The organism is Arenimonas maotaiensis (genome assembly GCF_014638745.1).
GTDB lineage: Bacteria > Pseudomonadota > Gammaproteobacteria > Xanthomonadales > Xanthomonadaceae > Arenimonas > Arenimonas maotaiensis.
On the sequence record NZ_BMFO01000002.1, the window covers coordinates 581,735 to 596,081 of the forward strand.

Genomic DNA, 14,347 nt, shown 5'->3' on the forward strand with positions numbered 1-14,347 from the left:
GAATGGTTTAAATCAACATACAACGAGAGAGAGAAAACCATGAAGTTGAAACTACTCGGTATCGCGGTCACCGGTCTACTGCTTGCGTCCTGCGGCAAGAAAGACGGCGACGCCCCGACCGCGAAAGGCGGCGAGGAAGAGAAAGTCCTGAACGTCTACAACTGGTCCGACTACATCGCGCCGGAGACCATCGCCAATTTCGAGAAGGAGACCGGCATCAAGGTCACCTACGACGTGTTCGACAGCAACGAAGTGCTGGAGACCAAGCTGGTCACCGGCAACACCGGTTACGACGTGGTGGTGCCCTCGCTGACCTTCCTGGCCCGCCAGATCCAGGCCGGCGTGTTCATGCCGCTCGACAAATCCAAGCTGACCAACCTCGGCAACATGGATCCGGCCATCCAGGCCAACATCGCCAAGCTCGACCCGGACAACGCCTACTCGGTGAACTACATGTGGGGCACCACCGGCATCGGCTACAACGTCAAGAAGGTCAAGGAAGCGCTGGGCGAGGATGCGCCGGTCGACAGCTGGTCGCTGGTGTTCGACCCGGCCAACCTGGCCAAGCTGAAGTCCTGCGGCGTGTATTTCCTCGACACCCCGTCGGAAATCATCCCGCCGGTGCTGAACTACCTGGGCGAGGAGCCGAACAGCTTCGACCCGGCCGTGATCGCCAAGGCTGAGGCCCTGCTGAAGCAGCTGCGCCCCTCGATCACCCAGTTCCACTCCTCGGAATACATCAACGCCCTGGCCAACGGCGACGCCTGCGTGGCGGTCGGCTGGTCCGGCGATATCTTCCAGGCCAAGTCGCGCGCCGAAGAGGCCAAGAACGGCGTCGAGATCGCTTACGTGATCCCGAAGGAAGGCGCGCCGATGTGGTTCGACATGATGGCCATTCCGAAAGACGCCAAGCATCCGGACAACGCGCACAAGTTCATCAATTACATCCTGCGTGCGGAAGTCGGCGCCGAGATCTCCAACTACGTGGCCTACGCCAGCGCCAACAAGGCCTCGATGGACAAGGTCGATCCCGAGCTGAAGGCCAACACCGGCGTGTATCCGACGGAGGAGGCCAGCAAGGGCCTGTTCTCGCTGGCCGTGCTGCCGCCGGAAGTGGACCGTCTGTTCAACCGCATCTGGACCGGCCTGAAGACCGGCCAATAAGGCGTACCGGGGCAGGCCGAAAGGCCTGCCCTTTCTTTATCCATCGGAACGGGGACCCAATGAATTCAGCCATCCAAACCCAGGGCAACGGCAAGCCGGACAAGGCGCGGGCCGAGAACTACGTGTGCATCGAGGGCATCCGCAAGGAGTTCGACGGCTTCGTCGCGGTCGACGACGTCAGCCTGAGCATCCGCAAGGGCGAGATCTTCGCGTTGCTCGGCGCTTCCGGCTGCGGCAAGTCCACCCTGCTGCGGATGCTGGCGGGTTTCGAACGGCCGACCGCGGGCACCATCGTGCTCGACGGCCAGAAGATGAACGACATCCCGCCGTACGACCAGGCGGTGAACATGATGTTCCAGAGCTACGCCCTGTTCCCGCACATGACGGTGGAGCAGAACGTCGCCTTCGGCCCGACCCAGAAGAAGATGCCGAAGGACGAGGTCGCCCGCCGCGTCGAGGAGATGCTGGCGCTGGTGCAGATGGGCAAGTTCGCCAAACGCAAGCCGCATCAATTGTCCGGCGGCCAGCAGCAGCGCGTCGCGCTCGCGCGTGCGATGGCCACCAGTCCGAAGCTGCTGCTGCTCGACGAGCCGATGGGCGCGCTCGACAAGAAGCTGCGTTCGCAGATGCAGATCGAACTGGTCAACATCGTCGAGCGCCTGAACGTGACCTGCGTGATGGTGACCCACGACCAGGAGGAGGCAATGACCATGGCGCACCGCATCGCGGTCATGGACGCCGGCCGCATCCTGCAGATCGGCACCCCCGACGAGATCTACGAACAGCCGAACTGCCGGTTCACCGCCGAGTTCATCGGCTCGGTCAACCTGTTCGAGGGCAAGGTCGAGGAGGACGAGAAGGATTACGTCACCATCCGCACCCCGGCCCTCGATGCGCCGATCTACGTCGGCCACGGCATCACCGGCCACGAGGGCATGAGCGTCGCCTTCGCCATTCGGCCGGAGAAGATCGCCATCTCCAAGGACGAACCGGCGCAGCAGTACAACAAGGTACGGGGCGTGATCGAGGAGATCGCCTACTTCGGTTCGCATTCGGTGTACCACGTGCGCCTGCCCGGCGGCACCAAGGTGCTGTGCAACTTCGTCAACCTGAAGCGTTGGGCGTCCGAGGACTTCACCTGGAACGACCCGGTCTGGCTGAGCTGGCAGGACAACGCCGGCGTGGTGCTGACTTCATGAGCCGGCTGCTGCGGAGCGTCAAAAAGCGCCTGCCCGGCTCGCGCTGGGGCGTGATCGCGGTGCCGTATCTGTGGATGCTGCTGTTCTTCGCCATTCCGCTGGCCATCGCGTTCAAGATCTCGTTCTCGCAGGCGGCCATCGCGATGCCGCCGTACACGCCGCTGATCGACTGGAGCGGCGGCCAGCCGAGCCTGGACATCCACCTCAAGAACTACCTGTACCTGTTCAACGATTCGCTGTACGTCAACGCCTATCTGAGTTCGATCAAGATCGCGGTGATCTCCACCTTCCTGTGCCTGCTGGTCGGCTACCCGATGGCTTACGCCATCGCGCGCCTGGACCCGGCCACCCGCAACATCGCGCTGATGCTGGTGATCCTGCCGTCCTGGACCTCGTTCCTGATCCGCATCTACGCCTGGATCGGCATCCTGAAGAACAACGGCCTGCTCAACAACCTGCTACTGTGGCTGGGGGTCATCGACCAGCCGCTGGCGATCATGCACACGCCGTTGGCGGTCTACATCGGCATCGTGTACGCCTACCTGCCGTTCATGGTGCTGCCGCTGTACGCCAACCTGGTCAAGCTCGACCTGCGCCTGCTGGAGGCCGCCAGCGACCTGGGCGCGCGGCCGTGGAAGGCTTTCCTCAAGGTCACCCTGCCGCTGTCCAAGGCCGGCATCATCGCCGGCTCCATGCTGGTGATGATCCCGGTGGTCGGCGAATTCGTCATTCCCGAGATGCTCGGCGGCCCGGACACGCTGATGATCGGTCGGGTGCTGTGGCAGGAGTTCTTCAACAACCGCGACTGGCCGGTGGCCTCGGCGGTGTCGATCGTGATGCTGCTGCTGCTGATCGTGCCGATCACGATCTTCCACAAGGCGCAGGCCAAGGAAATGGAGGCGAAACTCGCATGAGCCGGCACGCACGCGTATCCCGCTTCAGCCTGGGCATGTTGGCGCTCGGCTTCCTGTTCCTGTATGTGCCGATCCTGAGCCTGATCGTGTACTCGTTCAACGAGTCGAAGCTGGTCACGGTCTGGGCCGGGTTCTCTGTCAAATGGTATTTCGAGCTGTTCCGCGACCAGCAGATGATCGACGCCGCCAAGGTCAGCCTGAAGCTGGCGTTCCTGACCGCCTGCGCCGCGGTGGTGCTCGGCACCATGGCGGCCATGGTGATGACGCGCTTCCGCAGCTTCCGCGGCAAGACCCTGTTCAGCGCCCTGATCACCGCGCCGCTGGTGATGCCGGAAGTGATCACCGGCCTGTCGATGCTGCTGCTGTTCGTCTCGCTCGGCGACTGGTTCGGCTTCTTCCAGCAGCGCAGCGTGGCCACCATGTGGATCGCGCACGTGACCTTCACTGTATCGTTCGTCACGGTCATCGTGTCCTCGCGTCTGGCCGAGCTCGACCGTTCGCTGGAGGAGGCCGCGATGGACCTGGGCGCCAACCGGCTGAAGGTGTTCTTCGTGATCACCCTGCCGATCATCGCGCCGGCGCTGTTCTCCGGCTGGCTGATGGCGTTCACGCTGTCGCTCGACGACCTGGTGATCTCCAGCTTCACCTCCGGTCCGTCCTCGACCACGCTGCCGATGAAGATCTTCTCCTCGGTGCGCATGGGCGTCAGCCCGAAGATCAACGCCCTGGCGTCGCTGATGATCCTGGTGGTGGCCTTGGCCGCGGTGATCGCCTGGTGGTCGATGTGGCGCAGCGAGCGCCGACGCCAGCGCGACATGCAGCTGGCCCTGCAACAGAATTGAGGAACATGCCATGACCGTCGAAACCGTCAATCCCTGGACCGGGCAGGTCGAGTACCGCTACGCCTATTTCGATGCCACCGAGACCGAGGCCCGTCTGGCTGCCGCCGCCAAGGCCTTCCCGGCCTGGTCGGCGCTGTCGTTCGCCGAACGCGCGGCTTATCTCGAACGCGTCGCCGCGCTGCTGCGCGAGCATAGCGGCCGCATCGCCTCGATCATGACCGCCGAAATGGGCAAGCTGCGCCGGGAGGCGCTGGCCGAAGTCGAGAAGTCGGCCGGCTGCTGCGAGTTCTACGCACGCCAGGCCGAAGCCTACATGCGCGACGAGCCGGTGGCGACCGACGCCAGCCGCAGCTTCGTGGCCTATGAGCCGATCGGCTGCGTGTTCGCCGTGATGCCCTGGAACTTCCCGGTCTGGCAGGTGTTCCGCTTCCTGGCGCCGGGCCTGATGGCCGGCAACGTGGCCCTGCTCAAGCACGCCACCAACGTGCCACGCTGCGCCGATGCCATTGCCGAGGTGCTGGCGTTGGCCGGCGTGCCCGAGGGCGTGTTCGGCGTGCTGCACATCGACAACGACACCGCGGCGCGCGTCATCGCCGATCCGCGCGTGCAGGCGGTGACCCTGACCGGCAGCGAGCGCGCCGGCAAGTCGGTGGCCGCCACCGCCGGCGCCAACCTGAAGAAATCGGTGATGGAGCTCGGCGGCAGCGATCCGTTCGTGGTGCTGGACGACGCGGACCTGGACAAGGCGGTTCCGATTGCCATCGCCTCGCGTTTCGGCAACGCCGGCCAGACCTGCATCGCCGCCAAGCGCTTCATCCTCACGCCCGGCATCGCCGACGAGTTCGTGGCCCGCTTCACGGCCGCGGCCTCCGCGCTCGCCGTCGGCGATCCGAACCACGAGGCCAGCACGCTGGCGCCGATGGTGAGGTCGGATTCCCGCGACCAGCTGCACGCGCAGGTCGAGGCCAGCGTCCGCGCCGGCGCCAAGGTCCTGCTCGGCGGCGCCAAGGGCGCCGGCCCGTGCGAATATCCCGCCACCATCCTCGACGGCGTGGCGCCCGGCATGGCCGCCTATTCCGACGAGCTGTTCGGACCGGTGGCCAGCATCATCCGCGCCAAGGACGCGGACGACGCCGTGCGCATCGCCAACGACACCGCCTTCGGCCTCGGCGCCAGCGTCTGGACCCGCGACACCGCCAAGGGCGAGGCCGTCGCCCGGCGCATCCAGGCCGGTGCGGTGTTCGTCAACGCCTTGGTGCGTTCCGACGTGCGCCTGCCGTTCGGCGGCACCAAGGCCTCCGGCTTCGGACGCGAACTGGCCGAGCACGGCATCCACGAATTCATGAACATCAAAACGGTGTATGTCGATTGAGCTGAGCCAATCGGCCCTGCAAGCCCACTTCGGCGCGGTCTGTACCGCGCCGATTTTCCTTGCGCATTGCGATCGGGCCGAGCCGGACATGCCGCTTTCGGACGGGGAAAGCCTGGCCGGCGAGGGCATGGCCTCGGAAAAGCGCCGCGCCGAATATCTGCTCGGCCGTTGCGCGTTGAAGGCGGTATTGGCCGGTCTGGGCCGCGACGCGGATACCGCGGCCATCCGCTGGCCCAGCCCGTTCTGCTCGCTCAGCCACAGCCACGGGCATGCGGTGGCGGTCGGTCTGGCGGGCGGGCAGGGCATCGGCATCGACCTGCAGCTGCAGAAAAAGCCGCCGTTCGCCGTGGCCGAACGCATCCTGACCGGCGCCACCGCGGCTTACTGGGACGGCCTGCCTGATGCGGACAAAGCCGCCGCCCTGCAGCGCTTCTGGACCGTCAACGAGGCCGTGTACAAAGCCTGTCCGGCGCCGCAACCGGCCTATTTCCGGCACTACCGCATGCACGCGCCGGCGGCGATGGACGGCGAGGTCTCGATCGACGGCACCGACTACCGCTTCCGGGTGCATACCGCCATGCTGACGGACGGTTTCGTCAGCCTGGCCCTGCGCCTGTGAGGTCCTTGCATGGCAGGACGGGATTTGCTTAGATAGGCCCATCAGGGGACGGCAAGACGCCGAGCAAAGGGGAATTCACGCATGGGTAGCTTGGTCTGGACGGTGGTGATCGGTTTCGCGGCCGGCTTGATTGCGCGCGCGCTGAAGCCGGGCAGGGATGCGCTTGGCATCCTGATGACCAGCCTGCTCGGCATCGCCGGCGCCTTCACCGCGACCTACATCGGCCGGGCGTTCGGCTGGACCGCGGAAACCGGCCTGTCGCGCTTCGTGGCGGCGGTGCTCGGCGCGGTGCTGCTGCTGTCCGTGTTCGGGCTGCTCAAGAAGAAATGACCGCTTCGGCTGGCGCGGCGGCGCGTGATCCCATCCGGCGCCGGACGCCGATGGGAGCGTGGCCATGCTGAAGCGTCTGCAGGCCGATTTCCAGCTTACCATCGTGCTGCTGTTCGGGTTCTTCTCCTCGGCGCTGATCACGCCCTTCGCCGTCTACCGCTTCCTGACCGGCAACACCGTGGTCGGCGTCCTGGATACGGTACTGGTGGCGATCATCGCCGGCGTGGTGGCGTATGGCTGGAAATCCGGGCGCACCGAACGCACCGGCCGTTTCCTGGTGATCATCAGCGGCCTCGGCGCGATGATGAGTTCGGAGCTGCTCGGCGTGGTCGGCGTGTTCTGGATGTACGTGGCCATCGTCGCCAACTTCTTCCTGACCACCAACCTGCGTTTCGCCGCCGCGTTCACGCTGCTAATCATCGCGCTGCTGGCGGTCACCGGCCACAGTTTCGACACCCTGGCGCAGATGTGGTCGTTCCTGGCCACCAGCCTGCTGCTGTCGCTGCTCAGCTACATCATCGCCGACCAATACGCCAGCCAGCACGCGCGCCTCAAGCACCTGGCCACGGTCGATCCGCTGACCGGCGCGTTCAACCGCCGCAACATGGAGCTCGAGCTCGACCTCGCGGTCGAGGAGTTCGCCCGCACGCGCGCGCCGATGGCGGTGGTGCTGATGGACATCGACCACTTCAAACGCATCAACGACCGGCACGGCCATGACACCGGCGACGGCGTGCTGTGCCGCTTCGCCCGTCTGGTCCGCGACCACAGCCGCCACATCGACCGCTTCTACCGTTACGGCGGCGAGGAGTTCCTGATGTTGCTGAAGGGCGCCGGCGCGCATGAGGCCGCCGAGCTGGCCGAGAAGGTCCGGCGCGCCTGCGAACGCGAACTGCGCGATCCGGCCGGCGCGGTCACCGTATCGCTAGGCGTGGCCGGCCTGCGCCCGGGCGAGAGCTGCCAGCAATGGCTGGCGCGCGCCGACGCCGCGCTGTACCGCGCCAAGCACGACGGCCGCAACCGGATGGTGTTGGCCGATTGAGCCGCGGCCACGGGCGTGGCAGAATGGACCGCATCCCGTTTTCCACCGCATCCCGTTTTCCACCGCATCCCGTTTTCCACCGCATCCCGGAGCCCCGAATGAACCGTCCGCTCAAACCGATCGTCGCCTTGGTGCTGGCGTTCATCGCCGCCGCCGCGTCGGCGCAACAGACGCCGGCCACCACCGTGCTGGTCGCCGACCGCCTGTTCGACAGCCGCACCGGTCGCATCGTGGCCAACCCGGTGATTACCGTGCGCGGCGAGCGCATCGTGGCGGTGCAGTCCGGCGGCGCGTTGCCGGCAGCCGACCGCGTGATCCAGCTCAAGGGCATGACCCTGCTGCCGGGCCTGATCGACATGCACACCCACATCGACGCCGATCCGTCCTACGGCGGCTATACCTCGTTGCAGTTCGGCGACCGGTTCTGGTCGATGATCTCGGTGCCGAACGCCTGGAAGACGCTGCAGGCCGGCTTCACCACCATCCGCAACGTCGGCGCCGGCGACTGGAACGACATCGGCCTAAAACAGGCCATCGACCAGGGCAAGGTGCCGGGCCCGCGCATCGTGCCGGCCGCGCACTCCTTCGGCGCCACCGGCGGCCACTGCGATTCCACCTTCTTCCCGCCGTCGATGGACCAGAAGAGCCCGTTCAACGTCGATTCGGTGGACGAGGCGCGTAAATCGGTGCGTACCGTGCGCAAGTACGGCGCCGAAGTGATCAAGATCTGCGCCACCGGCGGCGTGTTCTCGCGCAACACCGAGCCCGGCCAGCAGCAGATGAGCCTGGAGCAGATGAAGGCGGTGGTCGACGATGCCCACATGTACGGCCTGAAGGTCGCCGCCCACGCGCACGGCGCCGCCGGCATCAAGGACGCCATCCGCGCCGGCGTCGACACCATCGAACACGCCAGCCTGATCGACGACGAAGGCATCGCCTTGGCCAAGAAGCACGGCACCTGGCTGTCGATGGACATCTACAACACCGAGTACACGCAATCCGAAGGCCGCAAGAACGGCGTGCTGGAGGATAACCTGCGCAAGGACCGCGAGGTGGCCGACGTGCAGCGCGAAGGCTTCCGCAAGGCGCATCGCGCCGGCGTGCGGATGGTATACGGCACCGATGCCGGCGTGCATCCGAACGGCGACAACGCCAAGCAGTTCCGGTGGATGGTGCGTTACGGCATGACGCCGGCGCAGGCGATCCAGAGCGCCACCGCCAACGCCGCCGAGGCCCTGGCTCGCGCCGATGTCGGCGTCATCGAGGCCGGCCGCTATGCCGACATCGTGGCGGTATCCGGCGATCCGACCCAGGACGTGACCTTGCTGGAGAACGTCGGTTTCGTGATGAAGGGCGGCGACGTGTACAAACAGTCGCCCTGATCGGGCTTTTCGTCTGCTGCAACCCGCTGAAAAGACCCGGCTTTCCGGGTCTTTTCGGTTTTCCGGCAGAAGATTTGACTTGAGTCAATATCACGATTTCTTAACGCCGGATAATGACTTCATGATTTCAACCCAAGGAGAAAAAATCATGAAGAAGTCCACCCTGGCCGTCCTGCTGCTCGCCGGCTTCGCCGCCCAATCCGCTTCCGCCGCCGACTGGTTCGTGCGTGGCGGCCTGACCAACGTCAATCCGAAGTCGGACAACGGCACGGTCAATTCGGCTAACGCCACCATCGACAGCAACACCCAGCTCGGCCTGAGCTTCGGTTACCACATCAACCCGAACGTCGCCATCGAAGTGCTGGCCGCTACGCCGTTCAAGCACGAAGTCGCGCTCAATGGCACCACCGTCGCCGAGTTCAAGCACCTGCCGCCGACCTTCTCGGTACAGTACTACTTCAATCCGGAAGCCAAGGTCAGCCCGTTCGTCGGCGCCGGCCTGAACTACACCCTGACCTTCAGCGAGAAGGAAAAGGCTGTTCTGGGCAACAACAACATCTCGATCGGCAACAGCTTCGGCCTGGCTGCCCAAGCCGGCCTGCGTTTCCAGGTCTCGGAAGATTGGGACATGACCGTCGACGCCCGTTGGATGGACATCGACGCCGACGTCAAGCTCAACGGTACCGACATCGGCACCGCCAACGTCGATCCGATGGTGTACTCGGTGATGTTCGGCAAGCGCTTCTGATCGAACCGCGCCGTAACGGAAAAAGCCGGGCATTGCCCGGCTTTTTTCATGCCCGCAGATGCCGGCTCTGGCGTTCCGGCGTGTGCCCTTTGCGCCGCGCCGGCCGCGGCGGCGGCAATTCGGCGTCGCCGTCCTCGAAGCGCAGGCGGCTGCGGCCGCCGGTGCCGCGGTAATCGGCGATCAATGCGGCCGAGGCGTCCGCCTCGGCCATGCCGAGTGCGGAGATCAGGTACTCGTGCAGCAGGTGCACCAGGCGCTCGTGCGCCAGCGCATGGGTCTGGCCGGTGCGCGCGTACAGCCAGCCGGAGAACGCCAGGAAGCGGCGGAACGGCGAATCGCCGAGCAGCAGGGCCAGTCCGCGCGGGAAGCGCCCGGAGTTGGCCAGGATGTCCCAATAGCGCGAGAAGCGCGCCAATTCCTGCATCTGGCCGAAACCGATGCGATCGGTGGCCAGAATGTTGTAGGGCGGGGCGGGATTGAAGCGCAGGCCGAAGTCGGCGGTGTGCCGGGCGATCGGCGCGCCGCGCAGACGCTTCAGGATGCCGAACTGGATCTCGTGCGGCTTCAGCGCCACCAGCCGGTCGAAGCCGTCGGCGAAGCTGTCGATGTCCTCGCCCGGCAGGCCGGCGATCAGGTCGACGTGCAGATGCGCGCCGCTGTGTTCGCCCAGCCACAGGATGTTGTCGCGCGCGACCTCGTTCTTCTGCCGGCGCGAGATCAGCGTCTGCACCTCGGGGTTGAAGGTCTGGATGCCGATTTCGAACTGCAGGGTGCCTTCCGGGAAGCGCCCGATGGCCTCCTTCAGCTTTTCCGGCAGATGGTCGGGCACCAGTTCGAAATGCGCGAACGGCGGATCGTCCGGGTTCTCCGCGATCTTGCCGAGGAAGAACTCCATGATCCGCAACGAGGTGTCGACCTTCAGGTTGAAGGTGCGGTCGACGAACTTGAACTGGCGCGCGCCTTTTTGCCACAGCATTTCCAGGTCGGCCAGGAAGGCCTCCAGCGGAAACGGCCAGGCGGTCTTGTCGAGCGCCGATAGGCAGAATTCGCACTTGAACGGACAGCCGCGCGAGGCCTCGACGTACAGGTGGCGCTGGCGGATGTCCTCCTCGGTGTACTCGCCGTAGGGCGAGGCCAGGTCGTCGAGCTTGGCCTGGATGCCGGGGATGATCCGGCCTTCCGGCGCTTCGCCGGCCAGGATCTGCGCGCACAGCTGGCCGAAGCTGACGTCGCCCCAGCCGGTGATGGTGTAGTCGGCGGCGGCGCAGATGGCCTGCTCGCCGGTTTCATAGCTCACTTCCGGCCCACCCAACACGATCACCAGCTCCGGCCGCAAGGCCTTCAGCATCAGCACCAGCTTCAGGCTTTCCTCGCAGTTCCAGATGTACACGCCCAAACCCAGGATGCGCGGGTTTGCGGCCAGGATCGCCTCGGCCAGTTCCTCGGTCTTCTGACCGATGACGAATTCGCGGATGGCCGAGCGTTCGCGCAGGGTGCCGAGGTTGGCGCGCAGGCAGCGCAGGCCGAGCGAGGCGTGGCTGTAGCGGGCGTTCAGGGTGGACAGCAGGATGTCGGGCATGCCGCCATTATCGCACGCCGGCCCGGCGCGGCCGCCGCCACGGGTACAATAGGGGTCTTTTCCCGCTCCGGACCGCCCATGCCCCTGCTCAGCCTCAACCGCGTCGATTTCAGCGTCGGCGGCCCGCTTCTGCTCGAACAGGTCGAGCTCGGGCTCGACAAAGGCGAGCGCATCGCCCTGATCGGCCGCAACGGCGCCGGCAAATCGACCCTGCTGAAGCTGATCGCCGGCGACCTGCAGCCCGATGACGGCGAGATCCTGCGCGGCAACGCCAAGATCGCGCGTCTGGAGCAGGAAGTGCCGGCCGACCTGCACGGCAGCGTGTTCGACGTGGTGGCCACCGGCCTGGGCAATCTCGGTGCCGACATCGCGCTGTACCACCACCTCAGCCACCAGGACGTATTCGACGCCGATGCGCTGGCGGCGGTGCAGGAGCGCATCGAGGCCGGCGGCGGCTGGAGTTTGGAGCAGCAGGTCGGCGAGACGCTGGAGCGCATGCAGCTCGATCCGGAGCTCGATTTCGCCGGGCTGTCCGGCGGCATGAAGCGGCGTGTGCTGTTGGCGCGCGCCCTGGTGGCGCAGCCGGACGTGCTGCTGCTCGACGAGCCGACCAACCACCTCGACATCGAGGCCATCGACTGGCTGGAAAAGAATCTGCTGCAATGGGACGGTTGCCTGGTGTTCATCACCCACGACCGGCGCTTTTTGAAGAACCTGGCCACCCGCATCGTCGAGATCGACCGCGGCCAGGTCACTTCCTGGCCGGGCGACTGGGCCAACTACCAACGCCGTCTGACCGAACGGCAGAACGACGAAGCGGTCAACAAGGCCCGCTTCGACAAATTCCTGGCGCAGGAGGAAGTCTGGATCCGGCAGGGCATCAAGGCCCGCCGCACCCGCGACGAAGGCCGCGTGCGCCGGCTGGAGGCGATGCGGCGCGAACGCGCGCAGCGCCGCGAGGCGGTCGGCAACGTCAAGATGCAGGCGGCGCAGGCCGAGAGCTCAGGCAAGCGCGTGTTCGACGTCAAGGACCTGAACTTCGGCTTCGGCCCGGACCTGCTGGTGCGCGATTTCTCCACGCGCGTGCTGCGCGGCGACCGCATCGCCCTGATCGGTCCGAACGGCAGCGGCAAATCGACCCTGCTGAAGCTGCTGCTCGGCCAGCTGGCGCCGCAATCCGGTTCGGTCGAGCAGGGCACCAAGCTGCAGATCGCCTATTTCGACCAATACCGCAACACCCTGCGCGAGGACTGGAACGCGCTCGACAACGTGTCCGAAGGTCAGGAGTTCATCGACATCAACGGTTCGCGCAAGCACGTGCTCGGCTATCTGCAGGATTTCCTGTTCAGCCCGGAACGCGCGCGCGCGCCGATCACCCGGCTGTCCGGCGGCGAGCGTAACCGGCTGCTGCTGGCCAAGCTGTTCGCGCAGCCGTCCAATCTGCTGGTGATGGACGAGCCGACCAACGACCTGGACGTGGAGACCCTGGAACTGCTGGAGGAGCTGCTCGACGGTTATCCGGGCACGCTGCTACTGGTCAGCCACGACCGCGACTTCATCGACGCGGTCGCCACCTCCTGTCTGGTGATGGAAGGCGGTGGACGCATCGGCGAATATGTCGGCGGTTATAGCGATGCCATGCGCCAGAGCCGCGCCGCAGCGCCGCGGCCTGCCATTGCGCAACCCGCATCGGTCGCGCGCAAGCCGGCCGAATCGGTGTCGCCGGCCGCCGCCGCACCGGTCAAGAAGAAACTCAGCTACAAGGACGCGCGCGAACTGGAACAGCTGCCGGCCAAAATCGAGCAGCTGGAAACGCGTCTGGCGGAATTGACCGGACGCATGCAGGATGCAGGTTTTTACCAGCAAGCGGCCGAGGCGATCGCCGCGCATGGCCAGGACATGGCGCAGTGCCAGGCCGAATTGGACGCCGCCTACGCGCGCTGGGCGGAACTGGACGGCTAGACCAGCAGCTCTTCGATGGCGGCCAGCACGGTGCGCACCGGTTGCTGGCGGTCGAAATCGCGGTATTTGCCGGCGAAGGCCTCCGCCGCCTGCCGGTAGCCGGCGTCGCGCGACAGGGCACTCAAGCCTTGATGGAACTGGTCGGCGGTCTTTTCCACATAGGAGAGGCCGGCGCCCATCAGCTGCAGATGCCGGCCCATAATGGCTTGTTCCGCGTGCAGCGGCAGCACCAGCGACGGCAGGCCGGCCAGCATCAGCTCGCAGGTGGTGCCGTGGTTGCCGTTGTGGATGGCGAAGTCCGCGGTCTCGCCGATGCGCGGCATGTCCAGCGGCTTATCGACGAATTTCAGCGTGGCCGAGGCATGTTCGCGCATCAGTTTTTCGGGAATGCCGTCCGGATAGATCAGGGTGCGCAGCTGCTTCTGGTTGAGCTGCATGAACAGCTGACCCAGGGTCGGGAACGGCTTGAGGTAGGCGAACACCTTGGCGCCGCCGCCATCCGGCCACTCCGGTTCGACGCCGCGCACCGCGTTCAGCGGCCCGATGTATTCCACAGGCTCGCGCGCCGGGTAGTGGTCGAGTTCCTTGAAGGTGGTGAACAGCTTGCGCTCGGCCTGTTGGGTTTCCTGGAACAGGCCGACCTTGGCCATGCCGTTGAGTTCCAGCGCGGCGTTGATATGGCTGAGGATCCGGTTCTGGAAGCCGAAGATGTTCGGGTCGTCGTGTCGCATGCCCTGCAGTTCGGCCAAGGTCGGAATCCGGCCTTGGGTCGGCACCTGGAAGAAGCCGTTGCCGATTTGCAGGCGCGGGATGCCGGACTCGCGCGAGGCCAGCACCGCGGTCGGGCTATAGTCGGCCACGATCAGATCGGGCTTGACCAGCTCGAACAGGTTGAGCCAGGCGCGGATCATGCCGGCCAACTGCGGCACGTTGCTGTAGCCGCAGTTGTTCAGGATCTTGGCGAAGCTGTCGATCGGCGCGGCCTGTTCGGCCGGCGCGCTCTGCACGTACGGCGCCTGCAGATAGCGCACCCGGGTGCCGGCGAACAGCGGGAAGGCGCGGCTGATGTACTTGCAGGCGAAGCTGACCTGATGGCCGCGCGCCTCCAGCTCGCGGATCACCGCCAGATAAGGCGCGATATGGCCGGAGCCTTCGCCGATCTCCCAGGTGAACAGGATGGACGCCACGTCGTGT

Annotated in this window: 13 protein-coding genes; 11 read left to right on the plus strand and 2 right to left on the minus strand. The window is 65.7% G+C overall.

Annotated features, from left to right (window positions below; translation table 11 throughout):
* Window positions 1–39 precede the first annotated feature (39 nt).
* The 10 genes from IEV56_RS06945 to IEV56_RS06990 all read left to right on the plus strand — a co-directional run bounded on the left by IEV56_RS06945 (window position 40) and on the right by IEV56_RS06990 (window position 9,612).
* Complete coding sequence (locus tag IEV56_RS06945; RefSeq protein WP_188449156.1) at window positions 40–1,164, plus strand: polyamine ABC transporter substrate-binding protein; 1,125 nt, start codon at window positions 40–42, stop codon at window positions 1,162–1,164.
* Window positions 1,165–1,223: 59 nt separating this feature from the next.
* Window positions 1,224–2,363 carry an ABC transporter ATP-binding protein gene (locus IEV56_RS06950; protein ID WP_188449160.1) on the plus strand — a complete coding sequence of 380 codons (1,140 nt, stop codon included), beginning with the start codon at window positions 1,224–1,226 and terminating at the stop codon, window positions 2,361–2,363.
* On the plus strand, window positions 2,360–3,277 hold the full coding sequence (locus IEV56_RS06955) for an ABC transporter permease subunit (protein ID WP_188449162.1): 918 nt from the start codon (window positions 2,360–2,362) through the stop codon (window positions 3,275–3,277). Before IEV56_RS06950 ends, IEV56_RS06955 begins: the two co-directional genes overlap by 4 nt.
* A complete protein-coding gene (locus IEV56_RS06960) occupies window positions 3,274–4,119 on the plus strand; it encodes an ABC transporter permease subunit (RefSeq protein ID WP_229730203.1) in 846 nt (281 codons plus the stop codon). The genes IEV56_RS06955 and IEV56_RS06960 overlap by 4 nt, the downstream gene beginning before the upstream one ends.
* Window positions 4,120–4,129: 10 nt before the next feature.
* Window positions 4,130–5,491, plus strand: coding sequence for an NAD-dependent succinate-semialdehyde dehydrogenase (locus tag IEV56_RS06965; protein ID WP_188449164.1), 1,362 nt, complete (start codon window positions 4,130–4,132; stop codon window positions 5,489–5,491).
* Window positions 5,481–6,110, plus strand: coding sequence for a 4'-phosphopantetheinyl transferase family protein (locus tag IEV56_RS06970; protein ID WP_188449166.1), 630 nt, complete (start codon window positions 5,481–5,483; stop codon window positions 6,108–6,110). The genes IEV56_RS06965 and IEV56_RS06970 overlap by 11 nt, the downstream gene beginning before the upstream one ends.
* An 81-nt stretch (window positions 6,111–6,191) precedes the next feature.
* Complete coding sequence (locus tag IEV56_RS06975; protein WP_188449168.1) at window positions 6,192–6,440, plus strand: GlsB/YeaQ/YmgE family stress response membrane protein; 249 nt, start codon at window positions 6,192–6,194, stop codon at window positions 6,438–6,440.
* Window positions 6,441–6,504: 64 nt separating this feature from the next.
* Complete coding sequence (locus IEV56_RS06980; protein ID WP_188449171.1) at window positions 6,505–7,482, plus strand: GGDEF domain-containing protein; 978 nt, start codon at window positions 6,505–6,507, stop codon at window positions 7,480–7,482.
* A 98-nt stretch (window positions 7,483–7,580) separates the two neighbouring features.
* Entirely contained in the window at window positions 7,581–8,864 is a 1,284-nt protein-coding gene (locus IEV56_RS06985; RefSeq protein WP_188449173.1) for a Xaa-Pro dipeptidase, read from the plus strand.
* Between the two features lie 148 nt (window positions 8,865–9,012).
* A complete protein-coding gene (locus IEV56_RS06990; protein ID WP_188449175.1) occupies window positions 9,013–9,612 on the plus strand; it encodes an OmpW/AlkL family protein in 600 nt (199 codons plus the stop codon).
* Window positions 9,613–9,658: 46 nt separating this feature from the next.
* Here the strand turns inward: IEV56_RS06990 and IEV56_RS06995 are convergent, their stop codons facing one another.
* On the minus strand, window positions 9,659–11,191 hold the full coding sequence (locus IEV56_RS06995) for a B12-binding domain-containing radical SAM protein (RefSeq protein WP_188449177.1): 1,533 nt from the start codon (window positions 11,189–11,191) through the stop codon (window positions 9,659–9,661).
* A 78-nt stretch (window positions 11,192–11,269) separates the two neighbouring features.
* On the opposite strand from IEV56_RS06995, the gene IEV56_RS07000 reads away from it, so the two are divergent.
* On the plus strand, window positions 11,270–13,153 hold the full coding sequence (locus IEV56_RS07000; protein ID WP_188449183.1) for an ATP-binding cassette domain-containing protein: 1,884 nt from the start codon (window positions 11,270–11,272) through the stop codon (window positions 13,151–13,153).
* Here the strand turns inward: IEV56_RS07000 and IEV56_RS07005 are convergent.
* On the minus strand, window positions 13,150–14,340 hold the full coding sequence (locus IEV56_RS07005; RefSeq protein WP_188449185.1) for a glycosyltransferase: 1,191 nt from the start codon (window positions 14,338–14,340) through the stop codon (window positions 13,150–13,152). The two genes, IEV56_RS07000 and IEV56_RS07005, sit on opposite strands and share 4 nt — an antisense overlap.
* Between the last annotated feature and the right edge of the window lie 7 nt (window positions 14,341–14,347).

What these genes read in the sequence shown, in the direction of transcription:
- IEV56_RS06990 (WP_188449175.1), top strand. Translation starts at nt 9,013, where the DNA reads ATGAAGAAGTCCACCCTGGCCGTCCTGCTGCTCGCCGGCTTCGCCGCC.
- IEV56_RS06985 (WP_188449173.1), top strand. Translation starts at nt 7,581, where the DNA reads ATGAACCGTCCGCTCAAACCGATCGTCGCCTTGGTGCTGGCGTTCATC.
- IEV56_RS06945 (WP_188449156.1), top strand. Translation starts at nt 40, where the DNA reads ATGAAGTTGAAACTACTCGGTATCGCGGTCACCGGTCTACTGCTTGCG.
- IEV56_RS06970 (WP_188449166.1), top strand. Translation starts at nt 5,481, where the DNA reads ATGTCGATTGAGCTGAGCCAATCGGCCCTGCAAGCCCACTTCGGCGCG.
- IEV56_RS07000 (WP_188449183.1), top strand. Translation starts at nt 11,270, where the DNA reads ATGCCCCTGCTCAGCCTCAACCGCGTCGATTTCAGCGTCGGCGGCCCG.
- IEV56_RS06965 (WP_188449164.1), top strand. Translation starts at nt 4,130, where the DNA reads ATGACCGTCGAAACCGTCAATCCCTGGACCGGGCAGGTCGAGTACCGC.
- IEV56_RS06955 (WP_188449162.1), top strand. Translation starts at nt 2,360, where the DNA reads ATGAGCCGGCTGCTGCGGAGCGTCAAAAAGCGCCTGCCCGGCTCGCGC.
- IEV56_RS06960 (WP_229730203.1), top strand. Translation starts at nt 3,274, where the DNA reads ATGAGCCGGCACGCACGCGTATCCCGCTTCAGCCTGGGCATGTTGGCG.
- IEV56_RS06950 (WP_188449160.1), top strand. Translation starts at nt 1,224, where the DNA reads ATGAATTCAGCCATCCAAACCCAGGGCAACGGCAAGCCGGACAAGGCG.
- IEV56_RS06975 (WP_188449168.1), top strand. Translation starts at nt 6,192, where the DNA reads ATGGGTAGCTTGGTCTGGACGGTGGTGATCGGTTTCGCGGCCGGCTTG.
- IEV56_RS06980 (WP_188449171.1), top strand. Translation starts at nt 6,505, where the DNA reads ATGCTGAAGCGTCTGCAGGCCGATTTCCAGCTTACCATCGTGCTGCTG.
- IEV56_RS06995 (WP_188449177.1), bottom strand. Translation starts at nt 11,191, where the DNA reads ATGCCCGACATCCTGCTGTCCACCCTGAACGCCCGCTACAGCCACGCC.